This is a genomic window from Psychrobacillus sp. AK 1817, from assembly GCF_008807035.1.
In the GTDB taxonomy this organism is placed as follows: Bacteria; Bacillota; Bacilli; order Bacillales_A; family Planococcaceae; genus Psychrobacillus; species Psychrobacillus faecigallinarum.
In genome coordinates this window covers 2,720,619-2,742,374 of the sequence record NZ_CP031739.1, presented here as the reverse complement: position 1 = coordinate 2,742,374, position 21,756 = coordinate 2,720,619, and the positions used below count along the sequence as shown (strand labels likewise).

The 21,756-nt window shown below is 34.4% G+C and carries 24 protein-coding genes; 1 reads left to right on the top strand and 23 read right to left on the bottom strand.

Annotation, left to right across the window (positions count from 1 at the left end; all coding sequences use genetic code 11):
* Nucleotides 1–38 precede the first annotated feature (38 nt).
* The 19 genes from D0S48_RS13715 to D0S48_RS13630 form a co-directional block, all read right to left on the bottom strand.
* Nucleotides 39–227: a hypothetical protein gene (locus tag D0S48_RS13715; RefSeq protein WP_151112154.1), complete on the bottom strand. Its 189-nt coding sequence runs from the start codon at nucleotides 225–227 to the stop codon at nucleotides 39–41.
* A 36-nt stretch (nucleotides 228–263) separates the two neighbouring features.
* A complete protein-coding gene (locus tag D0S48_RS13710; protein WP_036178223.1) occupies nucleotides 264–476 on the bottom strand; it encodes a hypothetical protein in 213 nt (70 codons plus the stop codon).
* A 131-nt stretch (nucleotides 477–607) separates the two neighbouring features.
* Nucleotides 608–730 (bottom strand): hypothetical protein, encoded by a 123-nt coding sequence (locus D0S48_RS21125; protein WP_255475359.1) that lies wholly within the window; start codon nucleotides 728–730, stop codon nucleotides 608–610.
* A 210-nt stretch (nucleotides 731–940) separates the two neighbouring features.
* Complete coding sequence (locus tag D0S48_RS13705; RefSeq protein ID WP_151112153.1) at nucleotides 941–2,815, bottom strand: TnsD family Tn7-like transposition protein; 1,875 nt, start codon at nucleotides 2,813–2,815, stop codon at nucleotides 941–943.
* Between the two features lie 5 nt (nucleotides 2,816–2,820).
* Nucleotides 2,821–4,485, bottom strand: a complete 1,665-nt coding sequence (locus D0S48_RS13700) for an ATP-binding protein (RefSeq protein ID WP_151112151.1) — start codon at nucleotides 4,483–4,485, stop codon at nucleotides 2,821–2,823.
* The gene (locus D0S48_RS13695) at nucleotides 4,469–6,655 is read right to left on the bottom strand and encodes a Mu transposase C-terminal domain-containing protein (RefSeq protein WP_151112149.1); all 2,187 of its coding nucleotides are present in this window, start codon (nucleotides 6,653–6,655) and stop codon (nucleotides 4,469–4,471) included. The genes D0S48_RS13700 and D0S48_RS13695 overlap by 17 nt, the downstream gene beginning before the upstream one ends.
* The gene (locus D0S48_RS13690; RefSeq protein WP_151112147.1) at nucleotides 6,639–7,484 is read right to left on the bottom strand and encodes a TnsA endonuclease C-terminal domain-containing protein; all 846 of its coding nucleotides are present in this window, start codon (nucleotides 7,482–7,484) and stop codon (nucleotides 6,639–6,641) included. Before D0S48_RS13690 ends, D0S48_RS13695 begins: the two co-directional genes overlap by 17 nt.
* Nucleotides 7,474–8,283 carry a recombinase family protein gene (locus D0S48_RS13685; protein WP_052126233.1) on the bottom strand — a complete coding sequence of 270 codons (810 nt, stop codon included), beginning with the start codon at nucleotides 8,281–8,283 and terminating at the stop codon, nucleotides 7,474–7,476. Before D0S48_RS13685 ends, D0S48_RS13690 begins: the two co-directional genes overlap by 11 nt.
* 408 nt (nucleotides 8,284–8,691) lie before the next feature.
* Nucleotides 8,692–8,892, bottom strand: coding sequence for a hypothetical protein (locus D0S48_RS13680; protein WP_151112145.1), 201 nt, complete (start codon nucleotides 8,890–8,892; stop codon nucleotides 8,692–8,694).
* A gap of 209 nt (nucleotides 8,893–9,101) precedes the next feature.
* Complete coding sequence (locus D0S48_RS13675) at nucleotides 9,102–9,374, bottom strand: hypothetical protein (protein ID WP_151112144.1); 273 nt, start codon at nucleotides 9,372–9,374, stop codon at nucleotides 9,102–9,104.
* Nucleotides 9,375–9,475: 101 nt separating this feature from the next.
* Nucleotides 9,476–9,658: a hypothetical protein gene (locus tag D0S48_RS13670; RefSeq protein ID WP_151112142.1), complete on the bottom strand. Its 183-nt coding sequence runs from the start codon at nucleotides 9,656–9,658 to the stop codon at nucleotides 9,476–9,478.
* A 38-nt stretch (nucleotides 9,659–9,696) separates the two neighbouring features.
* Nucleotides 9,697–10,698, bottom strand: coding sequence for a hypothetical protein (locus D0S48_RS13665; protein ID WP_151112140.1), 1,002 nt, complete (start codon nucleotides 10,696–10,698; stop codon nucleotides 9,697–9,699).
* Nucleotides 10,685–11,263 carry a DUF2442 domain-containing protein gene (locus tag D0S48_RS13660; protein ID WP_151112138.1) on the bottom strand — a complete coding sequence of 193 codons (579 nt, stop codon included), beginning with the start codon at nucleotides 11,261–11,263 and terminating at the stop codon, nucleotides 10,685–10,687. The genes D0S48_RS13665 and D0S48_RS13660 overlap by 14 nt, the downstream gene beginning before the upstream one ends.
* 206 nt (nucleotides 11,264–11,469) lie before the next feature.
* Entirely contained in the window at nucleotides 11,470–11,850 is a 381-nt protein-coding gene (locus tag D0S48_RS13655) for a hypothetical protein (RefSeq protein ID WP_151112136.1), read from the bottom strand.
* A 232-nt stretch (nucleotides 11,851–12,082) separates the two neighbouring features.
* On the bottom strand, nucleotides 12,083–12,580 hold the full coding sequence (locus D0S48_RS13650) for a hypothetical protein (protein ID WP_151112134.1): 498 nt from the start codon (nucleotides 12,578–12,580) through the stop codon (nucleotides 12,083–12,085).
* Nucleotides 12,581–12,643: 63 nt separating this feature from the next.
* On the bottom strand, nucleotides 12,644–12,898 hold the full coding sequence (locus D0S48_RS13645; protein WP_151112132.1) for a hypothetical protein: 255 nt from the start codon (nucleotides 12,896–12,898) through the stop codon (nucleotides 12,644–12,646).
* A 364-nt stretch (nucleotides 12,899–13,262) separates the two neighbouring features.
* Nucleotides 13,263–13,664 carry a four helix bundle protein gene (locus D0S48_RS13640; protein ID WP_151112130.1) on the bottom strand — a complete coding sequence of 134 codons (402 nt, stop codon included), beginning with the start codon at nucleotides 13,662–13,664 and terminating at the stop codon, nucleotides 13,263–13,265.
* 24 nt (nucleotides 13,665–13,688) lie between these two features.
* Entirely contained in the window at nucleotides 13,689–13,982 is a 294-nt protein-coding gene (locus D0S48_RS13635) for a hypothetical protein (RefSeq protein ID WP_151112128.1), read from the bottom strand.
* 1,176 nt (nucleotides 13,983–15,158) lie between these two features.
* Nucleotides 15,159–16,859 (bottom strand): hypothetical protein, encoded by a 1,701-nt coding sequence (locus D0S48_RS13630; RefSeq protein WP_151112126.1) that lies wholly within the window; start codon nucleotides 16,857–16,859, stop codon nucleotides 15,159–15,161.
* An 850-nt stretch (nucleotides 16,860–17,709) separates the two neighbouring features.
* Between D0S48_RS13630 and D0S48_RS13625 the strand changes: the two genes are divergently transcribed.
* A complete protein-coding gene (locus tag D0S48_RS13625; RefSeq protein WP_151112124.1) occupies nucleotides 17,710–17,946 on the top strand; it encodes a hypothetical protein in 237 nt (78 codons plus the stop codon).
* A 65-nt stretch (nucleotides 17,947–18,011) separates the two neighbouring features.
* Here the strand turns inward: D0S48_RS13625 and D0S48_RS13620 are convergent, their stop codons facing one another.
* Genes D0S48_RS13620 through D0S48_RS13605 form a run of 4 tightly spaced genes read right to left on the bottom strand, consistent with a single transcriptional unit; the run spans nucleotide 18,012 to nucleotide 21,749 of the window.
* Nucleotides 18,012–18,824: a hypothetical protein gene (locus tag D0S48_RS13620; protein WP_151112122.1), complete on the bottom strand. Its 813-nt coding sequence runs from the start codon at nucleotides 18,822–18,824 to the stop codon at nucleotides 18,012–18,014.
* A gap of 25 nt (nucleotides 18,825–18,849) precedes the next feature.
* Complete coding sequence (locus tag D0S48_RS13615; RefSeq protein ID WP_151112120.1) at nucleotides 18,850–19,605, bottom strand: TatD family hydrolase; 756 nt, start codon at nucleotides 19,603–19,605, stop codon at nucleotides 18,850–18,852.
* Nucleotides 19,589–21,043 carry a Qat anti-phage system QueC-like protein QatC gene (qatC, locus tag D0S48_RS13610; RefSeq protein WP_151112118.1) on the bottom strand — a complete coding sequence of 485 codons (1,455 nt, stop codon included), beginning with the start codon at nucleotides 21,041–21,043 and terminating at the stop codon, nucleotides 19,589–19,591. Before qatC ends, D0S48_RS13615 begins: the two co-directional genes overlap by 17 nt.
* The gene (locus D0S48_RS13605) at nucleotides 21,036–21,749 is read right to left on the bottom strand and encodes a hypothetical protein (protein ID WP_151112116.1); all 714 of its coding nucleotides are present in this window, start codon (nucleotides 21,747–21,749) and stop codon (nucleotides 21,036–21,038) included. The genes qatC and D0S48_RS13605 overlap by 8 nt, the downstream gene beginning before the upstream one ends.
* Between the last annotated feature and the right edge of the window lie 7 nt (nucleotides 21,750–21,756).

Below are 21,756 nucleotides of genomic sequence, written 5' to 3'. Positions count from 1 at the left end.
TCTTCTGTTATCTCTAATTGTTTTGCGAACTGCCACTTTTAATGGTCTTCTCTAAATTGCTCTATTTTGTAAATAGGCACTCCAAACCTTTCAGATATTGGTTCATCATCATAATCAGTGGTCTCCAGATAAATTCTTGCCATTTCTTCCGCTATCTCTTGCCTTGCTTCCTTTTTCATATCCTCCAGAAGTTCTGCTCTAAACTTTTCCTTCCAATCTTGTTCCATTAAGACTTCCCTCCTTTATTTACGATTCTTATTTCATCATCTCTCCAATAGATATTCTGAAATCTCGTTTAGTGTTGCAAAATACTCCTCTTCCCTTTCCACCTCATATCCATAATTCTGCAATTTAACAGGCGGTGTCTGTAACCATTCTCGAATATCATTATCCAATTCTAATTCAGCATTAAATGATAACACCTCCATCAATTCGGTAATATCAATTTCCTTTTCCTGCTTAAATCCCTTATTCATTCTTATATCCTCCTTGTTCCTATTCATCATCGTTCTTTAAGTTGTAATCTGACCTGTTTATAACATCCACGAAACTCATTTCATTCACAAATTAGTCATCTCCTTTTGATTACAGTCTTTAATAAAGCTAACTACATAAGAAAGAAAACTTTCACATAGTAGCCAATGACTAAAGAAACAGCAATAGTAAGTGCGTCTCCAATTAATTCAATAGAAAGATTTTGTAAAGACCCTTTCAACTTTTCCAACAACATTCTCTCTCCTCCTTTCGATACAGTTTGGAAACAAACACAATTAAAAACGCCCAGTCCTATGACTGAGCGTTAATTTATGCAATATGGACTTTTGCGATTAATATAAAAAGTCGCCATTTTGTTTCCTCATTTCAAATAATTATTATTTTCTATAAATTTATGATACCTACAGCTCTTCCCAATATCAAGCCAAACCTTGCTAAACTAATCTTATGAAATAATGCTACTTATCCTTTCAAACTCCACTTCTAATTCCTCTATCCATTCACCCCGAATACCAGCTACCCTCGCTACTCTCCACCATTGCACATCATATCCTTCTCGTTGGCATTCTTTAATCGCCCATTTGATTCTGCGAATTTGAAAATCTCTTACCGATTCAATATGTTGTAGCAAGTATTCATTGGTTTGAGGCAACTTGAATAGATGCTTTTCCAGCAAGGATAATTTGCCTACTTTCTTCCCAACTCTACTTATCGTTACTCTTTCAGGCTTATTAGGGGAATTAAGTATTTCTTCTACAATTTCCTTTACGGACTCAAGAGTTTCCACATCTCTTTTATCCCAATCCACCCGATTATTTACCATAGTAATTTGCTTCTTTTTTGGAGAGTTTGAATTTAACCACTCCCTATCATTGCGATATAGCCAAGTATAAAGACCACTATTAACCTTCCGCAGTTCCGTTTTACTCTTTTCGGGATATCGCTTCTGCAAATCCAGCCATTCATTACGAAAACTATCCTTGTTAATAAGATTGTCTTTTCTTTTATAACCGAGTTCCGCTTCGGTTTCTCCTAAATTCTGACCATATTTCTTTACCGTATTTACATCTACCTTTAATCTTCTTGCGATTTCTCTCATACTTAAATTCATTTGAAAAAGTTCTTTTAGCTTTGATTCCCATACTTCTCCAAACTCTTTTATTCTTCCAACCTTGTACCTATCATCTTCACTGCTATCAGGCCCCTTTCGTGCGTAAACAAACCCACAAGAACAGATAAATGTCCCAACTGGCCGTTTAATTTTGCTGTCATACCGTATAGACACTTCAGTTATTACTGGCTGTAAATAGTGGTCTGCTCCAGCATTCAAACATAGAAAAGGACTTTCACCAAATGGCTGATAATCTGTTTCCTCATTCCATAACTCTTCCAAAGTAATTCCTAAAAATTGAACCAACAGTAGATGTCGAATTGGATGAACCGTTTTACGTGACTTTCTAACCATCATACTAAGCCAAGAACTGTCACTATCATTAATAGTGGATTGCACTATTTTCAAAAGTGATTCTCCATAAAACTCAATAAACTGCTGTCTAAGTTCCTTTTGTCTTACACTTCCATTCGTATTTGCTAATCCCATCAACTTTAACCTCTCTATGTATTGAGAGAAAAACCATTCAGGTGGTTTATTGGGATAACGATTGTTTAATAGCTTATCCACATTATCCACAACCTGAATATATTTGGAGATAAATTTACTTCCTATAACCGTTTCTATATTCGGAGAAATTATATGTTCCTCATTAAAAATGCAATTATCTGTAGTTGCTGGAATAAATTCATGTTTATTATAGGGATGCACAAAAACTTTGCTGTTATAAAGCAATGTCTTATGCTTGGAACAAATGATAACACAAGGAACTTGGTCGCTTCGTTTCCAATATATCTCGCCATATGTTTTTAGCGATTCCAATGCACAATCCTTACAAAAACGGATAAATTTATTTTCTACAATCGTACTTGCCATAACTCCTATTCGATTATGGATGCTTCCACCGCTGTTTCCTTTCATAGATTGTAAGATTGTTTTTGCACGTTCTGGAGGAAGAAAGGCACTATAAAACGGATATAACGTGTTCTCCATTATCAACCTTTCCGCAGTATAATTACTTCCAATCGGCAAATTGCTTATCAAGCTATCTATGTTGGATGGTAAATCCACAACAGCAGTGACAGAACGAAAACCAAATAATTCTTCAACGGTTGCTTTTGGGCTGATATTACCGCTTCTTACATGGAATCTTGCTAACGTACTGTATAGCAATTCATTCGGATACGTTGTTGGGAAAAAGGAAATCATAATGCTTACACCACATTAAAGAAATCATTTTCTACGGATTTAATGATTCCCTTTTCGTTAAGAGCTTCATGGGCGGATAGACCATTTTCTTTTCCTTCTGAAACAATCAATCTTAAATCTTGTTTGTTTTGCAACTCCATTTTCTTTAGTTTCTTAGTGGGTTGAGGACTATTTTCTTCTATACTAATAGACAGCTTAAACGCCTCTTTTACAATTCCCCTTACATCTAAGTCTTCTCCTTGCTGTTCAATTACTAAATCAACACATTTTTTCGCCCTACTTGGCTCAACATCCAGTTCAATCAGCTTTAAAATAGCTTGTTCCTTCACGTTCGTCTTCCAATCCTTCTCCTGCTTTTTCTTCGCTTTTTGAAGCTCTTTTATTTTATGGTTCATTGAGGTAGTAGCAAATTCTTTGTTTATAAAACCCTCTATATCAATTGGGGTGATGTCTTCATATCTTGAAATGGCTTTAATATCTCCACTTCTTAAAGCGTTAATCATTGGTTGGATTAGTTGTAAATTCTCTCTTGCTACCTTCCTAATTAATGAAGGAGTTATTTCCTCTTTGCCACTGGAAATGGCTTTCACCTGGGACATCATAAAAAGTTTAATAGCAATATCTGTTATTGCCCCCGATTCATCGAACATAATATCTTTTATCTCCTGAGTAAGTGGAGTGGGTTTTCTCACCCACTGATAATCCCACATTCCTTCAAGAATTAAATCCCAATTTGAATCCTTCTTCATCCGCTCCATTATCATATCCCCCTGACTACTGCCTCTTCGTGCTTGACGGAAGTCGCCTCTTAAATAAGGCAGTGCCTTTGGTGTTCCTATCAGAAGAATGGGAGTCCCCATATTAGATAGGTAATGGAAGAAGTTCATCATTCTTTCAGCTCCACCAGATTTGGCTACACTCAACGACTGTACCTCGTCTATTACCAGTAGTCCAACACCATGAACCTTTAGCATTTGGGATAAGGCAGGTTGCATAGAGGCAATCGGCATTCTCGCTGAACCAAATCGCTTATAATAGGATGTACCCAGCAAACTATCCAAACTTCTAAATGCGTCAATGCAAATACCCTTTATATTTCCGTCAAACGAGCAATCTAATTTAAGCCAGACCAACTGATACATATTAAAATCATTATCCTTAAAGCGTGAATGAACAATAAGTTGTGGCAAAGTTGAGAGTATCATATTAATCATTTTACTCTTCCCAATACCAGATGGACCCAAAATCGTCATTGCAGATGACGTGCTTTTGAAATTGCTATTGTACATATCTATGTTTGCGTTTAGAATCGACTTGTAGTTTTCATGCAATCCTTGAGCGAATTCTGGTTTAATAGGATTTCTATGAACATACCCCATACGAATCATTCTGGAGACTCTCGATTCCAAATCAAGAGATTGAAAAATCGGCTGGTAGTATTGAAACAAACGCTGAACGAGATGGACTCTTATATTACTATCCAGATTTCGTTCATTTTCATCAAAAGGTGGATAATAAGCTAATTTATCAATTGCTTCCTCTTTAGTAAGAATAGGAGGAAGAGCCTCAATAAACGGATTATTTTGATACTCCATAACTTCTTGCTCTCTATACTCTGCCATTACAGCCTCTGAACCATTAAGAATCATTACTTTATTCTGTTTTTCCATACGCTCTCTCCTTCTGTTTCTTTCTTAATAGGGCTATTTCATCTTCTAACTCTTCTTGCTCCTGTTCAGAATCTTGATTAATCATTCTATTAAAGGAAACAACTTGCCCCTTTTCACTTGTTACTTTCTTATCCAGCTCGAATGCCTCATTTTCTCTATTAATCATTTTTTCTATTTGTCTATTTTTGCGGATTCCCTTTAGTTTCTGAGTCTTGCTTTCTGTTCCATCCTGCTGTTCTTTTGTCATCTTCTCTGCCTCTTGAACTATATTCTCTATTTCGGAAATCAAATCAATTTTTGACTGTAACTGTTCATCCTCTTTTTGCTTCTTCAGCAACTTTTCATACTCCTGTAAGTATTCAATCTCTTCCAGGCTCTTGTTTTTATGAGCTTCTTGATAGTCAAGGATATGGCATTTCTCGAAATCTTTTCCGTTTTCCTTCTTTATATATATGTAGTTTAAATTTCGTGGCTCGTAGGATATCTGAATCTTCTCTCCACTACCAGTTATACGAGCACGTTCAAAACTACCTTCTCTAATAAGATTTGAAGAAGTATAAAATAATCCTTTGAATTTAATTCCTTTTCCAGTTATATAAGCATTTGCAGTTGGCATTAAATTCAATTTCACAATATCTTCTGAAACGGAGCGTAACAAACCAGCTCTATTTTTTATTCCCCAGTTCCACAACTTTATTGGAATCGGCTCTATATCGTCTGCTATCATCATTTCCTCACGATTGTAGTTGGAAAGCCAACTTTGGTTATATTCGAGAATCGAATAAATCATAACTTGGGTAAATTGGAACAAATCGAGAACGCTATCAAGACGATAATCTCGGCTTCCTCTCTTACGGAAATCAGTTTTCACAGTTCCAGGTAAAAATGGTTGTACGGATTTCTCATTAATAATTTGAAATTTTCTTTCTACAAAAGGTTTCATATCGGCTCTATAGGGACTTGTGTTCTGTACTTTAACATGTAAGGAACTAACAAGTGTCTCAACCATCTTACCCTGCAACTCTCGGTCAGCTATCAAAGTATCGCAAAGATGGCGGGATGGCCATTGCTCCTCTATAATCTCAATATCGTACTCTTTGCAAAAATCCACTTTATTACTTGCCGAATTAGCAAGAGCACTCATAGCCCCATTCCAAGAAGGTCCTTCTAAGCCCACATATAGTCCTGTAATCATCATGGAAAACTTGTCCACACAGAGGTAGATGACGGGCCTTCCGATTATCCAATTTCTGTTATATCTGGAGACTAAGTAAACATCAGCAATGGTGGCATCAATTTCGTAATAACCTGGTCCATAAGCCTCTACTGTAGAGTTACCCAATAATGCTCTATGATTTTGCAAATACTCTTTCGACCCCTGCCTTGAGTATATTTCCTTCTTCAAGTTTCGCTCCTTATAAAAGAAGTATTTAAACTGTCCAAAGGTTGGAACTGCACTGGATGGTTTTAATATTGGCTTCCTAATCCCTCCATCTATCCTGTAACCATCTGCATAAAATTCCTTCCTCATTAACTGGTATGCAGTGTTTAAGGAGTTACCAGACTTTGTATAGTAAAATTTATTAAGTGCTATCCTAAATATCCGTTTCGTTTCTTCATTGACATTTACACCTTCACCCACAATATCCTTATATTTTTTTGGTCTCCCCCTTTTTTTACCTGTTGCTTGTTTTTCCTGAGACCTCCCTATATTCTTGTAATCTGGCAAAAGGGCATTCATGTGTTTTCCCCTTTGCCAATATCGCCTTAAATACTTGTAGACTGTTTTATTACTTACTCCAAATTTTCCACTTGCCTTTTTAACAAGTTCTGCACGTTTCTTTGCATTAAAAACTTCTGGTTCATTTTCTTTCTCCGCAATGGCTTTTATTATCTCCCATGCTTTATTCCGAATCTCCTTCTCTTTTTCACTAATCTCATTATCATTTCTAAAAATTTGGAAAGGGTCATCTTTAATAACGGTTGCACCTTTAATCTCAATATCATTAACAATGTCTTCTACATTTTTATATATTGGAGTGCTCTTGTTAGCATAAATATCAATCAAAACTGCAACTGTATAATCACTGCTAATCCACAATATTCTTTCAACGGTATCCTTTAACGAATCTCCCGTATAACCGATTAACGTATTAACGGTCAATAGCAATTTTTATTTCACCCTGCCTTTCTTGCGGAACAATCTCTAAAACTTCTGCCGATTGGTTTAATTCAATCTTCTTATTCATATCTATTTTTATCTGTTTTGTTGTTAATAAATGTTTAAATAGCAACAACCCTGAACCAGCTTCAAGATTTAGTTGAGAATCAACTGAACTTGTTATCTCCCGAACTGGTCTTTTATTTTTATAGAGTGATTCCAAAAGAATTCCTGAAATATACGAAATATCACCTTTAGTAAAATCCGTTGTTTCCTCTAAAAACCTCGCTGGATGTATCCACTCGATGTTTTTCGCCTTAACTATTGGAAGCTCCTTTTGGGTTAATAACGCCCAATCAATACCTTTTTTCCAAAAATAACGTCTTATTAACTCGAAGCGTTCAATCACTGCCTTTCTTTCCAATTCATGACTTGCTTTAACACTCCTTGCAACATCATAGGTATTTCCGTCATTTCCCCTAACTGTAATTAGAAAGGTCGTGGTTAAAATGTAGGGAAATCCCGATTGTTTATCCTTAAATTTCCTTATATCTATATCTTCTTGCTCCCCAACTACTTCTTCAAAATCGTATAAAGGCACATGCTCTTTCACTTGTAAAATTGAATCGTCAAACTCAGTTAGGTAGAAGAATCGTGTTTCTATATCCGACAGTAGGTGGACAATCCGATTACATCGCCAAGTTCTTAAACGACTGCTTCTGCCAACCGAGCCGAAGTCCTGCACTCGAATAAATCCTTTATAGGATTCAAATTCTCCCTGTCCTCTACCTTCCTTTAAATACCTTTGTAATTTTTCCTCGTTCCACTCACTTCTCATTTCTTACACCAGCTTTTCTGTTTCTATTAATTAGAGCTTGTACTTTCCCAAATACGACCTTATTTATCAACGGTTTATGATTCCCCTCGATAATCAAATCACTGTGTCTTAAAACACCTTTATAAAAATCATTCTTTAGTATCCCAACCAAGGCCTGTTTGCTAAATCTGTTCCCCCTACTGCTTCTTACCCCAGAGTTGTCTAAATACTTTTTAAGTTTCCCAAGACTGCGTAACTCCAAATACTTTTTGAAAATCAATTCGATAATGGCCGCTGTTTCTTCATCAACAATAATCTTTGCTTTATCATTCCACTTATAGCCAAGAGGAGCATTCCCACATGCTTTATCGCCCATTTTAATTTTTGTTCTACGGCCTTTGTTGAGCTTCATAGCGATACTCATTCTCTCATATTGGTCGAGCAATTCCATCATCCCATTAACCAAAAAGTCATTTGGATTTTTCGTGTAAATTCCGCTGTAATTAGGCTGTTCAATGCTGATAACGTCAGCCGAATGCTTCTGAAATTCTCTGTGAACTAAAACTTTGACTGTATCACTTCTCCAAAGTCGGGAGGTGTTTAATACTACAACTTTCTTTACTTCACCAAAAGAACTAATTAAATCATTTAATCCGTCTCTGTTTGCAATCGTTCCAGAGATTCCCTCATCTCGAAATACTTCAATTAGGTCGTATCCATTCTTTTGGCAAAAGTCTATAATTGCTGATTCCTGCGTTTTTAACCCATACCCATCCATTTGAGTTTTTGTACTAACCCTTATATATCCAAAAACATCCAACTTGTTCTTCCCCCACTTATATGTAGTCAATTATTATTCATAATGTCTGACTTAAAAGCTGAAAAAATATAGGACTATCAATGTCCAGTTGCTCTTTAAGTCGTATGTTAGTGAATTGGTCAATTTATTAGTTAATTGCAAAGCCCTTTTCGGTATCACCTCCTTGAATATAGTCATTGGGCATAAAAAATAGCCAGTAGTCAATCCAAATGTTTTTTTTTGGAAAGACTACTGGCTATTCTAATTTTTTTATAAAAGTCAAAAGGGCTAAATCTTGTCCTCCGCCCTTAGATGTTTTTCGTTTGTCATCATCTTATCTCAAGAAGTAACAAAACTCAAGCAGAAATTAACTGAAATCTTCACTTTAACAAATTCATAAGAGGATATAGGCGGTTATTGTGTTCACGTTCAAAGTTCACTCAGGTTAGTAAGATAAACAGCATTACTGCTATCGTTCTTGTCTACAATAGAGTCCTTGGTAAAAATGTATTTGCTACTATCCAGTGTTTTCCCAATGCTTTTGAAATAGGTTTCTGCCTCTCTCCTTGTGTAGAATATTTCTGTGTTCCCCATATTCCCCCAACACTCGACAGCCCAATTCTTTTCCATTTTAATTTCATCCCTTTATTCCGAGTTTCTTCTATTATATATGTTATATTTTATAAATCTGGATTCATTTATACAAGAGCCTTGTTCTTTAAACCGACCCTCACATTCCGAAGTCATCATACCTCAATAAATATGAAAGAAAATCTATTCAAATAACAGGCAAAAAGAAAAAACTGCAATAATTAACTCGCAGTTCTTCTAAGACTGTCCTAACCCAAGTTCTTCTTTATTCTTATTCCAATCCTTTTACTTAGTTTTATATTGATAATCAGACCTCCTATACACATCACACCAATCAAACCAGTAAACAAACCCATCAAAAATGTCATTTCTTTTGTAATATAGTCGCTAATATTTATTACCATAATAAGAATGATAAGGGCAAATATTGTTCTCCGATGGCTTTTCAATATTCTCATGCTCTTTTTATCATCTTCAAGATTACTATTTATTCGATGGACTGACCCTAACATATTTAGCACTTTCTCTGCCTCCTTTTTTGTCGTTGTATTTTATTATAGATTTAGCGAAGATATCTATAATCTAAAATAATGGAAATTGAAGGAGAATTACTAAGCCCTGATTAATCATCTTCTAATAGGGGATTTTTCTTATAAACTACAAATTGCTTTATCTCCTCTTCCGTTAAGTCTTCTACATCGACATTTTTCGATTTACAATACTCCTGCAATGCCCGAACTTTGACTTTGTAATGTGATGGAACAGCATAGACACCATCATCAATATCCAAATCATCATCAAACATATTAACACCTCCATTTACCCAGATATATTCTCAATATCTCAATCAATATAACATTTAAATGCTCCAGCAATTGACCATCTCTTACTCGATTCCCTTACATTATTTTCAATAAATCTTAAGAAGGAATCATATCCTTCCATAAATATCTTGCCTTCAACAAAGAACACCAACAAAAAATTTTTAATTTCCAATGACCTCCAAGCTGATACCTTTATTTCATCAACTATCTTATTAGATTGAAAACAAGGAAATCTCCCCTCTTCTGCCAGTTCAACTAACTCTTTTAATGATGATAATTCACCAATCATTTCCGAAGCCGATACAAAACAATCTGTGTCCCTTTGCTCTTGAGGATACAGCGAATACAGAAACTGCGTAAATTCCAGCAATTGCTCTAATGCTACCGTTTCTTTAATCTCGATAATCACTTCTTCATGAGTTTCATTTATTTCGTACAAGGTAATATCCAAGTGTTTATTTAACTCATTTATCATTCCCTCTAATGTACCCTCTAACTTGTCCAATCTTTTTTTATCAACTTCCAATCTATAACAAATTCCCATTTGAAGATATTGTCCCATTATTATCTCCCCTTTTCCTTCAGCCTTACTACTTGCCTTTTCTTTCTCCTCTATATATTCAATCAGCATCTTTTTCAAGTCCTTCGATAAAATCTTAGAACTGCTTATTATTTCTTGGGGAGGTGTGTCTTCGATATCTCTCTTTGCAGATTCCACACGACATTGATAAATCCTTCCCATTGATTCTTGGTCAAAAAATCCGTCATTTTCTACATAACTATCAAATTTATCTTTCACATATTCTACGAATTCCGACTGTTCCACTACCTCCACAGCTCGATGATAACAAATTCGACAGTGCTCTATAATTTTTGGCAGTGGCAAATAATCCAAACAATTTACTGCTAATTGCATCCTGCTTTCATCAGATACTTTTGCTGAAATAATTTTTAAAGCCTCAACAAATCCAGCTTCAAAACCTTCATTATATCCAATATTGTATGGTTCAGAATTTCTCATGCTTTACTTCACCTTCATTCCCTAAAACATGGTCAATATTTACACTTTCTGCAAATAAAACATCATGGTCAAAATCCACCCCATTCTCGAACACTACCGTTCGTGCTATTCCATCTACCCTTGCAGTTCGGAACAAATCAATATCTAAAATTTCCTTTAACACACCCCTATCCCTTTTCAAAAATCTTTTCATATCCAAGAGCCGATATTCCCGATTATCAAATTCAAGTATCAATTTAAAATTGACGGTTGCAAGAACAGAAGTAATTTCCAAATTATTTTGGTAAATACACTCTAAATCTGTTCCTTCTCTTAACTTTGGCTCTCCTTTCTCTATCTCCACTCTTTTCGGTCTTAGCAATAGCTTTACTCTTGCAAACATACTGCCTTTTTCAATATTGCTGTCCAGGATTTCATATCCCTGTTCGGCATACAATTTCCTATTAGATTCAATCTGGGCATCAACTATATCAGGATGGCATCCAAATTTTGATACCCATGTTCCTTCCCATTTCCACCATTCTGGCTTCTCCGCATGTTTTATAGTTTCAAATTTTTCAGGCATCTTTAATCCTCCTCTTGTTATTGCTTATAGGAAAAAAATAAAGGCATCTTGACAATAGACAAAATTTTTCCTTTTTTTAAAAGAAAAACCTCTATTGCAAGATGCCTCTATAAATTACGAAAATGCAAATGCAGATTACACCGCAGAATTACTCTTAAAAGCAATTAGTCGATATAACTTTGCTATACATTACAACAAATTATGAACTAATCAATCTGTTTTAATTTTAAAAACTTATCAATATTACCTAATAACTCATAATCAATAGAAAGAGTCAATTTTTTTTGGTTTTCATATACCTTATTTAGATATTCTGCTAATTCTTCCATCAATGGATTATCATCAACAACTACTATGCCTTTATGACCGTCAAAGCTCTTGATAAAGAAATGTCCGTCTTCACATCTGAATAGCATATGAAAGTTTCCTTGTGAGCGAAATTTATATTTTACCTTTGCTGGAATAGAGTGTACTTGATTGATAATAAGCTCTGTTGTTTGGTAGTCATCATTATCTTTTACTTGAATTGTTCCAAGAATGTGTGTATATTCATAATCACAAACTGAACAATGAACATTTCTACTCATTTTCCATCCTCCTATATATCATAGCATGATTGATATTTTACAAACTTATCTTATAAGCTATATTTTTATTCGTATTTCACTACAAATTTATTTAACTCTATTAATTTTCTAAAAAATTAACAACTCTTGTATTAAGAATATCTCTACATTTAAGGAAATGCAACTGCCATTGCTGACTCATTGACAACATTTAAGCTCCATACTATTTGTAAATCACTACAGGAGAGTGGAATTATCTCTCTTCATCTTTCACATTAAAAATCGCACTTAGTAATTTTCCATTTTGATTGTCCGTATCAATCGCTTCTCTGTATCGTGAATACAAAAATTCATAAGCCATTCTTATTACAGTAAAGGCCTGGAACTCTGATAGTTGATTTAATTTCTTCAATAGCTTATCGACATCAACACCAAATATTTCATCAGCTACGTTAATTTGAATATCGTCTTCTACATTAGCAACTAACACTATTTTATTGGGCAATTCAGGGGAATATAAGTGTCCATTAAACGCATTGACTATAAGCCTCGCTTCATTTAAATCAAAAAATCCTTTTAGTTCTCTTTTTGTACCTTGATAAACTTCATTCAGCATATACACCATCTGTTTAGCTTTGAAGGAATAATCGTCAAGCTCTGTTTCCATAGGGAATTGATTAAATCCCCACCACTCAGGTTCAAAATCAAGAAAATCCATTTTAAATTCATGTTCAATTACTACATCTTGCATTTTTTACTTCCTCCTTAACATTTGTTTTCTCAATATAATAATCAAAATCTGTAAGACTTAAATTTAAAGAATCCACAACGTATGTCCAAACCCATAAAAGAATCCGACCGTATCATCGTTTGTTGCTTTACGCAGAAATGGTATTAACGTTTGATGGTACTCTTCATTATTAATATCTTCTACATACAGCATGACAATTTCTCTAAAACCGCTCGGTTCTTGTTCGTCTACAATTCCTTCAATTTGTGCTCCAATATAATTGGAGTCCCGTTCAAAATATCTTTCTACAATTTCTAAAATTCTTTGAGTTCTTTTCACTTTAATTCCCATCCTTTCATTTTTTATGTTTTTGAAAACGCAAAAAAGGCTAACCTATTTAGCCTACACACCCACATAGACTGACAGAATTTAGCGTAGAGTAAACCCTCGCAAATTAAGTCAAACTATATAGCTGTATTAAACTAAATACGTTAGCCTCTTACTAACATCAGATGATAATACATTTATAGAATAAATGTATTAATTAGTCTCAAAAAATCTTCTTTAGGCAACAAATTAATTTGCATTGCCTGTATTCATAATTTACACCCCTATTTATTATATGTCAATAACTTTTTTATCGACTATTGTCTTACTAAATATATCATGGTGGATATTTTTTGGGGAAAATGGCTTCTTTATATTAAGCAATCTCTCTCTTTACCTTTTTAATTAAAGCAATAAGCATCTTTATTATTTCGCAAATTTCCTTTTCTAACTGCTGGTAGGTTTCTAAATTTACGTAGCCAACCCGATAAATTAGCTCAATTTGTGCTCTTACCTCGTATGCAGAACCGTTCGCAATTGCGTAGAAATGCAACATCTGATTAGGAAAGAGACCTGCATAACCTTGTCCCTCAGCGAGATTGCTTGAAATAGACACCGATGCTCTCTCGATTTGAGACCTTAGACCATATTGTTCGTGTTGCGGAAAACTCTTTGTCAGCAAGTAGATTTTTTCTGTTAATGACACTGCTTTTTTCCAAACCCCTAATTGTTTAAAGTCTCTTGCGAAAAGGTCCTGTTCGTTCATATCCTTTTTCACTTTTTCTCTCTCCCTTCTTTTCTATTAAGCAGTTCTGTATAGACTTTCAAGTTTTCTAACATCCGCTGTTGCGTCTTCTTTTAACTCCTCTTTTAACCTAATTTCAATATTTGCGGATGTTTCCAATAACCGAAATCGAATATGCTCCAGTTCCTCTATATCCAAATCCTTATACGATAGCCATAAAAAGGATTCTATCAATTTTTCAACGTTCACCTTTTGTATCTTTAATTCTTCTACATCGAGTCCGTATAATGAATCAAAAAACATGAAATTTTCAACCTGATTCAAGCTCCATTTAATTTGGTCTATGGACATTCAATTAGCTCCTTTCATTGCTTGTTTCCTTATAATTCAATTGTAGCAACTGACAAGGATTTTTTGGGGTAAAAGTGGTCGGATGATGTTCGAGCACCTTCAACCCTGTGAGCTACTTTTCTTTCCCTTCTATCCACTGCAACAACTTTATAAAATATGTTTCAAACACTATTCATTTGTTAAAAATTTACATATAGATACTTTATTAGACTAAATCACTAAAATATTGTTTTGCACGTTCGCTTGATGAAAACCTTGAGTTGAATTATGTCGAAATACTTTCAGAAAAGTTGTATTAGTCCTTTTCTTGTATAATGGGGATATTTATTTTTATACAACTTTTTGGGGACTTTCTCATAAATGAATCAACCAGCATCATACAGAACTACTTTTAATGTGCCAATAGCACAAATAAAATTCTGCTTTTCCGAAAAATCTAAGGTCTTTAAATAACAGGAAACTTTTACATAAAGCCTTCGCTTTTCTATGATTTAAAAAAGTCCATATCTATTGAAAAAGGGATTTGGCAAAACCATCTAATGCAATAATCAAGCACCTTAAGGCAAAAGTTCACATATAACAAAACACTGATACATCAAAACATCACTATGATTTGGAACTATGAGGTTCAACAGATATAATTCAATGTGCCAGTAGCACCTAAAGCAGATATCCGTAAAGCTATGGTATATTGTAAATACCACTGAAGATTAACAAATACCTTGACAACTGCATCTACAAAAGAGTCAAGAGACATTGAAAAAGGCTCTTTTGTTACCAAAAGAACCAAAACCATCTATCGAATCGCCATAGTGCAATTGAAACACCCCCTAAACAATTAACTATAAACAAAACATTCAATGAATATTTGTGTAATACCAGTGCTATATGTTTTTACAAAGGAGCTATATAATACAAAGCAAATGGATAATAGCACTGTTGACCTTACGTTTAGATGTTGTTTTTCTTTATCCATTTGGCTTATGTAAAAGTCGGTTTTCATTTTAAATCATCCAGTGGTTTAGTAATAAAGGTTTACTTTACTTTTGCAGACAAAGACGACTATAGTCACTTGATACCGATGACACTTTCTTCTGACTCTTGAACCGAATGAACACGCAATACAACTATTACCGATTTATCAGAAAAGGGTGTCCATAAAGACGCCCTCTAACCCTATGATTTAAAAATGAACTTTTGGCCTTTACTGGTAATTTGATTGACTTGTAGAAATGGAAGTAAATCATCCAATAACTTTGTGAAATTCCCACTACTCTTTATTCCAATTTGATTACGAATCTCTTTCTTTGTAATCTCAGCTCTCCCTGATTCTTTAAGATTTGTAAGGATGGATTTAACCTCTTCAACTCTTTTATCAGTCAGCCTTGGCTTCTTCTCTTTTCCTTGCTCTTTTGCTCCCGCCTCTTTCCCTACCTTACTCACTTCGATTTTGCATTTATGATATTGAATACCTGGCATCTGCTCCAGAACCGTATTTATCACATCTTGATTGCTATTAAATACATGAATCTTGGCATTTATTAGATTATCACGAGCAATTCGTCTGATTGCCTGATATATCTCCCCAGCAATTGTTGATAATCTAACTTTTTCAATATCTTCATCTTGGAAAATGGAAATAGTAGCAATTGGAAGGTTTTCATGACATTTGTAAAAGAAGTTAGTGAGGGCATATGTCCCATAGTCAAAGTTCGGGGTTTTCTGTACGATGACCGTATTAAACTTGCGGTAATTATTTTTTCCAATTAAGTTACCAAAGTAATCAGTAACTATTGGGATGCCTAATGTTTCTTGCATTCCCTCCAAGGTGTCATTGAAATATGTCTCAATCCCTTTCTCTACTTGCTCCTTTTGCCCCAGTTCCGTAACGAACAGCACACCACTACTATCTTTCAAATCTATTCGTTCTAATGCCTTTTCTGTAAGATTTATATAGTTTTTTAATGCCTTTTTACTGGTATTTAAATCGTAATGGTAAAATTCTGCTTGTGAGTAATCAAATATTTTAGGCTGTTTAATAACGTTGAATTTGGTCGAAAGAGAATATCTATAGTCGAACCAATTTGCATCCAATATGATATTGCAATCTAACATTGCAAATTTAGGTGTAGAATCAAAAGTGTGAAATCCCCCTTCGTAGTAATAAGCACCATTGTTCAGAATCTGTTGGAACTTGAACAACAATTCCTTTTGCTCATTCCTCTTTGTCTGCCCAACCTTTTTTAGCAATTGCTCGATGACCTCTTTGTATTTGTCATATTTTTCTGATTGGAAATTTACGAATACCATTTCCTTATTTTTCAGAACCTCAGAATCATTCGAGTATTTATTCGCCATATCCCTTAAAAGACTTGCAAGGTCATCTGTTTCCGTAAATCCATATTGGAATATTTCAGTCCATAACTGCCCTATCTCTTTGTTTGTTACGGAAATCTGTTCTAACAAGTCTGGGTATTCGTCTATTACTAAAATCCTTCTATCCGCTATTAAATCCTGATGGTCTCCTCTGCAGATATTAGAATACATTTTATGGGTAATACAAAGAGTCCTTGCCTCGATTGCTCTTTTTCTTGCCCTTTTCTTTTTCGTATCTTCACCTGTAAATGCCACCGCAATTTCTTTCCCAGCCAGTGAATTAATCCGCTTTGCAGTAGCATCCAGTTCCCCATCCTTTGAAAATCTTTGCACGTATAACGCTCTATCTTCTGTTTCCGCTAAATACTGCTGTGCACTCCTGCTCTTTCCAGCTCCAGCCTCGTATCCATAAACTGAAAACACTTTGCTATTCCATTTGTTTCTATCGAATATTTGATTTTTTAAATCATAAAATACGCTTGTTGATACTACATTTTCCAATTTATACTTCCTCCTTTGTTGACTAATGTCACTTGTTGAAAAAAGTATAATTCGGAAAGTCAATTGAAAATATAGCACTTCTGTCGAACAACGTCTTACCTAATATTTTACAAATAACAACTACTCATTACTTCTTTAAAAGATGTCCATCTCCAAATTGGAAATTTTGGTATTTAGCAATTTTCGGCTTCAACTGGTTTTTTCATATAGATAGATAATCCGTTAAACTGTTCTTGGTTTTATTGAACTTAGATTTGTACTAATTTAATCGCATACTGGCGATTCAAATGTAAAAGTTATCCTTTACATTGTAGTGACGACAACTTCAATAGATGTTGTATTCCCAAAAGGCTTTTGACGTTTTGTAAGATGTATGACTTTTTTCATCCCTCGTTTTATAAGAATGATAGATTTAATTTTTCCCTTTACAGCTTGGCTGTTGATAAAAGTTATTTTTTTGCAATTACACTTTAGATTTTTTAAAATAGTCGAGGTTTTTAAAAGAGTCTTTTGACATTTCGTAATAACTTTTCCCTGCAATATTCAAATCAATTTTAGATTTTATTGAGGACTATATAGGTTTATGTATTCCGAAAGTTACAAAGCCTGGTTCACCTTACAGCCTCAAGGGAATGAGAAGTTTCAAAACAGAAAGAATCCAAAATTTTTATTCTTGCTTTTCTTCCCTCTTTTTCTCAAATGGAGTTGCATTTTAAACTCTTTTTAATTATCCCACTTCTTAGTCAGACGGTATCGAACATTGAAAACGTAGTATCGGTAAGTAGGTCTTGGTATAATAAGCATTGTTAAGAAGTCGGTAAAAGGTTTAGGGGGAGGAAAGGAACTGTTCATGTTCGTTAAAGCAAAGGACTTGAAGGCAGGAATGATAATCGAATTGGAAATGATGGCTTCCTATCATGCAAGGAAGAATAAGGTGACTAAAGTGGTAGAAATTGAAGAAGACGTTTTTTATTCGGAGGGGGATAAAGAGGTCATGGTCGATTTTATTGATTGCAATACAAAAAAAGGTGGAGTGATTATGCTTCCCCCATTTCAAGAGTATAAACTGATTCAAGGTGAGGCTTAGGGCTTCATCCGTCTCTGTTTCAAAATTGAAATAGACAACTAAAGCCCCAGTCTTATCACTGTTGATTATTGAGCTTCCAAATCAGGCTGTTCAACTTCATCGAAATCTATATCTATTGTATCCATGTAATGAATAATACTCTCAATACTCTTGTAAATATTTGTTTCATATATAGGCGTAGCACTCATAGACCAAGCAAGGAAAATTTGGCCAAGAATAGTCAGAATTGGGATTAAAACCTTTTTCAAAGTGCTTACTTCTTCTTTGTTTAAATTCCCTTCCTGAACTTCAGCGTTTGTCGCATTAACAATAATATTGATTTTAATGGCCATATCGAAAAAGTACGGCCGCTTTATTTCAAATTGAACATCTTCCTCATGAAGTTCCTCTACTTCATCTAAGTTATCACCATCTGTATCCTGAATATATTCACTTAAATTGTCCACAAAAGAACTATTGATTGCAGAAGATATATAATTTAAAAAGGGAGCAAATTGATAAGCATTTGAAAAAGCTAAACCTTGGTTGCTCATACCTGCTACAGCACTTGCCATTTGAGAAAGGTCATGACGTGGGATGTTAGCCATTGTGTGCATAGGATTATTAATTAAATGAGCAACCACATCACTGTTCATCAATTCTAAGATATTAGACTGCTTATAGATAGCAAATGCATCACTATTCATTAGTGTACTTGCCATTGTATTTGCTTTTTCAAACGCACTCGCATGTTCCATATAACTTGCAACAACACTACTATTCGCCATTTTATTGGCTAACTCACTGGCTCTGGTCATACGATTTATCATTTCTTGATTCCTATTTATTTTATTCATCATCTTTTGCCATTTTCGTAAATGCTTAAATGAATCATCCATTACTGTTCACCACTTTCAAATATCCTTATTTGAAATCATTTCTTAATCCATACTGTTTTTGCTCAATTAACAGTCTTTTTAAATTACTTAATACAATAGAGCTAAAGTTTTTTATCTGGAGCTTTTCTTCAAACTCCTCGTAGATTACAGGTAAGTTATATGATTTTCCTTTTATATCAGATTTTCCAAAAGGAGCATCAGTTTCAATAAGCAACTTATCCAAAGGTACAGCTTTTATGATGTTTAGACCCTTTATTGAGGTAAGCATTGAATAGTTTACGGATAAGTAATACCCATTTCTATTGATTTCTTCTAAAAGGCTTTTACTGCCAGAATACCAGTGAAATACTGCAAACTTAACCCTATTATCTATTAAAATTTCTAAGGTGTCTTTCTCAGCCATTCTGGAATGTATCGACATTATCTTGTTTGTCTCTCCTGCTCTTTTACAAATGTATTGAAATGCTCTTTGTTGTTCTGTTTTAGTTGCTATAAATTCTTTAGAATAATCTAAACCAACCTCACCAATATATTTAGTATGAGGAAGCCATTTATCAAACAGCCTCATGTTGAATTGATGCGTCTTTGCTAATTGTGGGTTGTAACCCAAACCTATCTTCACATACTTATTATCAGGAAATTCCCTCTTACACTTCTCAAATATTTCAGGTAAATTCGTAACAAAAAGAGCATACGTTTTGTTATGATTAAAGTAATCATACATTTCTCTATAATTTTTGTAATAATCTATATGAATATGAAAATCAACTAAGCTGGGCATCTTCTATTAAATCCTTTAGCCCCAAATATTCTATTAAACCGCCTCCACTTTGTGCATCTTCAAACTTCAACATTTCTAATAATTCATTCATAGATTTATGATACAACCGCTCGTAGGAAGTAATTTCATCCATAGATAATGGACCTTGCCGAACCAAAAGCGTTCTAATGTATTCCTTATCATCTTTATGTTTGAAATATCTCCTTAAGCTAAAAAGCACAGCCTTTAAATCACTTGCCCTACCTTGCAATTTGCTATATTGGGTTAAAAACTCACTATTTAATTTATATACCGAATTATAAACAGTGTTATCCTTACCGATTGCTAAGAATGAGGCTCTTCTAATAAGACAAGGGTAACAATATCCACAATTACAAGGAATTTCAATACTTTTATCGTATTTTCTATCGTATCTTGATAAACAAGGGTGGGAACATGAAAGAGTTCTATGTGCATTATTTTGAAAAACAAGTTTCTCAGTATGCTCTGCTACAATTTCTCCTTTAGATTTATCCCAATAAAAATTCTTGATTGTATGTTTTAACCCGACCAATTGCAGGATTTGATTCAGTGTTTTCAAAAAGATAGGGTGGGTCGTTCTCGTACTACAACTTCCACTTCTGCTATCAGTTAAAGGAACATTAATGCCAATAAATCCGTTCTCTGGAATAAACACGGGCGTTCCTTCTCCTATTATCGATGCAATCGCAACTGCTCCAGCTAAAAATAAAAATGACCTGCTTCTACTTGAACTCTCAGCACCCAATCTACCCTTTTCTCCATTCCATTGAATCGGAGCTAAGGGATTCGCATTAAATAAAATTAGCTCTTTGTTTATCGCAGGATATGCCTTATCAATCTCATTAAAAAGTTCGTGCTGTCTGCTTGTCAAAAGATTGTATTCCCTGAAACCCACAAAACATGTGTTTTTTTGTTTTTCAGATAAGGTTAAAGCTCCGCAGAATGAGTCCAAACCACCAGAAAATAGACTTACTGAATCATATTTTTGTTTGTCGATAAGTTTATACTTTGTATTTTTCTTATTAGACCTAAACTTGCTTGTTGATTGTCTGAATTCAAATGTCCAGTTATCGCCACTTAAAAATCTAAGAGTTTTTTCCAGTTCATTTTTTACTACAGTCCATTTTTCTACTTCAAGAACAGGCAAGTGGAGTCTAATACGTCTTGTCCAATTATCAGTTGATTTTTTTCGAGGTATTCTTTTATCTGCACAAAAAACACTTATGGCTATTACCAACAAGTCCTCACTAATGTCCGATAGAGATTGACATCCAAATCTTCTCCATAGTTGTTCTGCATCAGTCTTAACATTTGATTTGTTGTTCTTATCGAAAAGATTAAACACTAAAAGATTTTCAGTTTGGTTTCTGCTATTTGCTAAATCATCATCTTGCTTGTTAATCCATATGTTAAACAAGTGTCTCACTCCAAACAGATAATATTTCAAATGCCTTGTTACATTTCTCTGCAATAATTTGATTGCCTTGCTGTCCATTCCAGTCAACTTTTTGAATGTCAACTATTGTAAACTCAGACTCTAAGGATGTACGAATATACGTCTTTACACTTTTTTCTGCAATATCATATTTATCCAATTTGTCAAACATTGTAAGTATTTTCTCCGCAAAATTAGCAAAGAAACAGTTTTGAATAAATTTTACAATGAATTCCCTAATGAATTCACCAGTGTTAATCGAACCAATTATATTATTATAATCATCTTCATCTTCAGCACTTTTTAATAGTTCACGCATAAGCTCACTCATACTTTGCTGAGCAACGCTACCGTAAAAATCACTTCCGCTATCATTAAAATATTCTAAGAGACCTGAACGAAGGCCTTCTGAAGATTGACCTCGCAAATGCGATAGCCCAACCTTCTCTAAAGCATCGAAAAATCCATAACTCTTAACAGCTTCAATAAAATTGACTGCCTTTGTTCCTATTTTAGCAACTGAACCTGAATAAGATTTTCCTCCATCACCCATTGCCTTTGAAAAACTTGAAACTGCTTTACCTATTGAAGATGGGGTAAATCCATTTTTCACCATACCCGTTACATCTCTTTTAGCTTCTGGCCATAAATATCCTGTTGGCGGTAAATATCCTTTAGATGTTCCCATTCCTTTA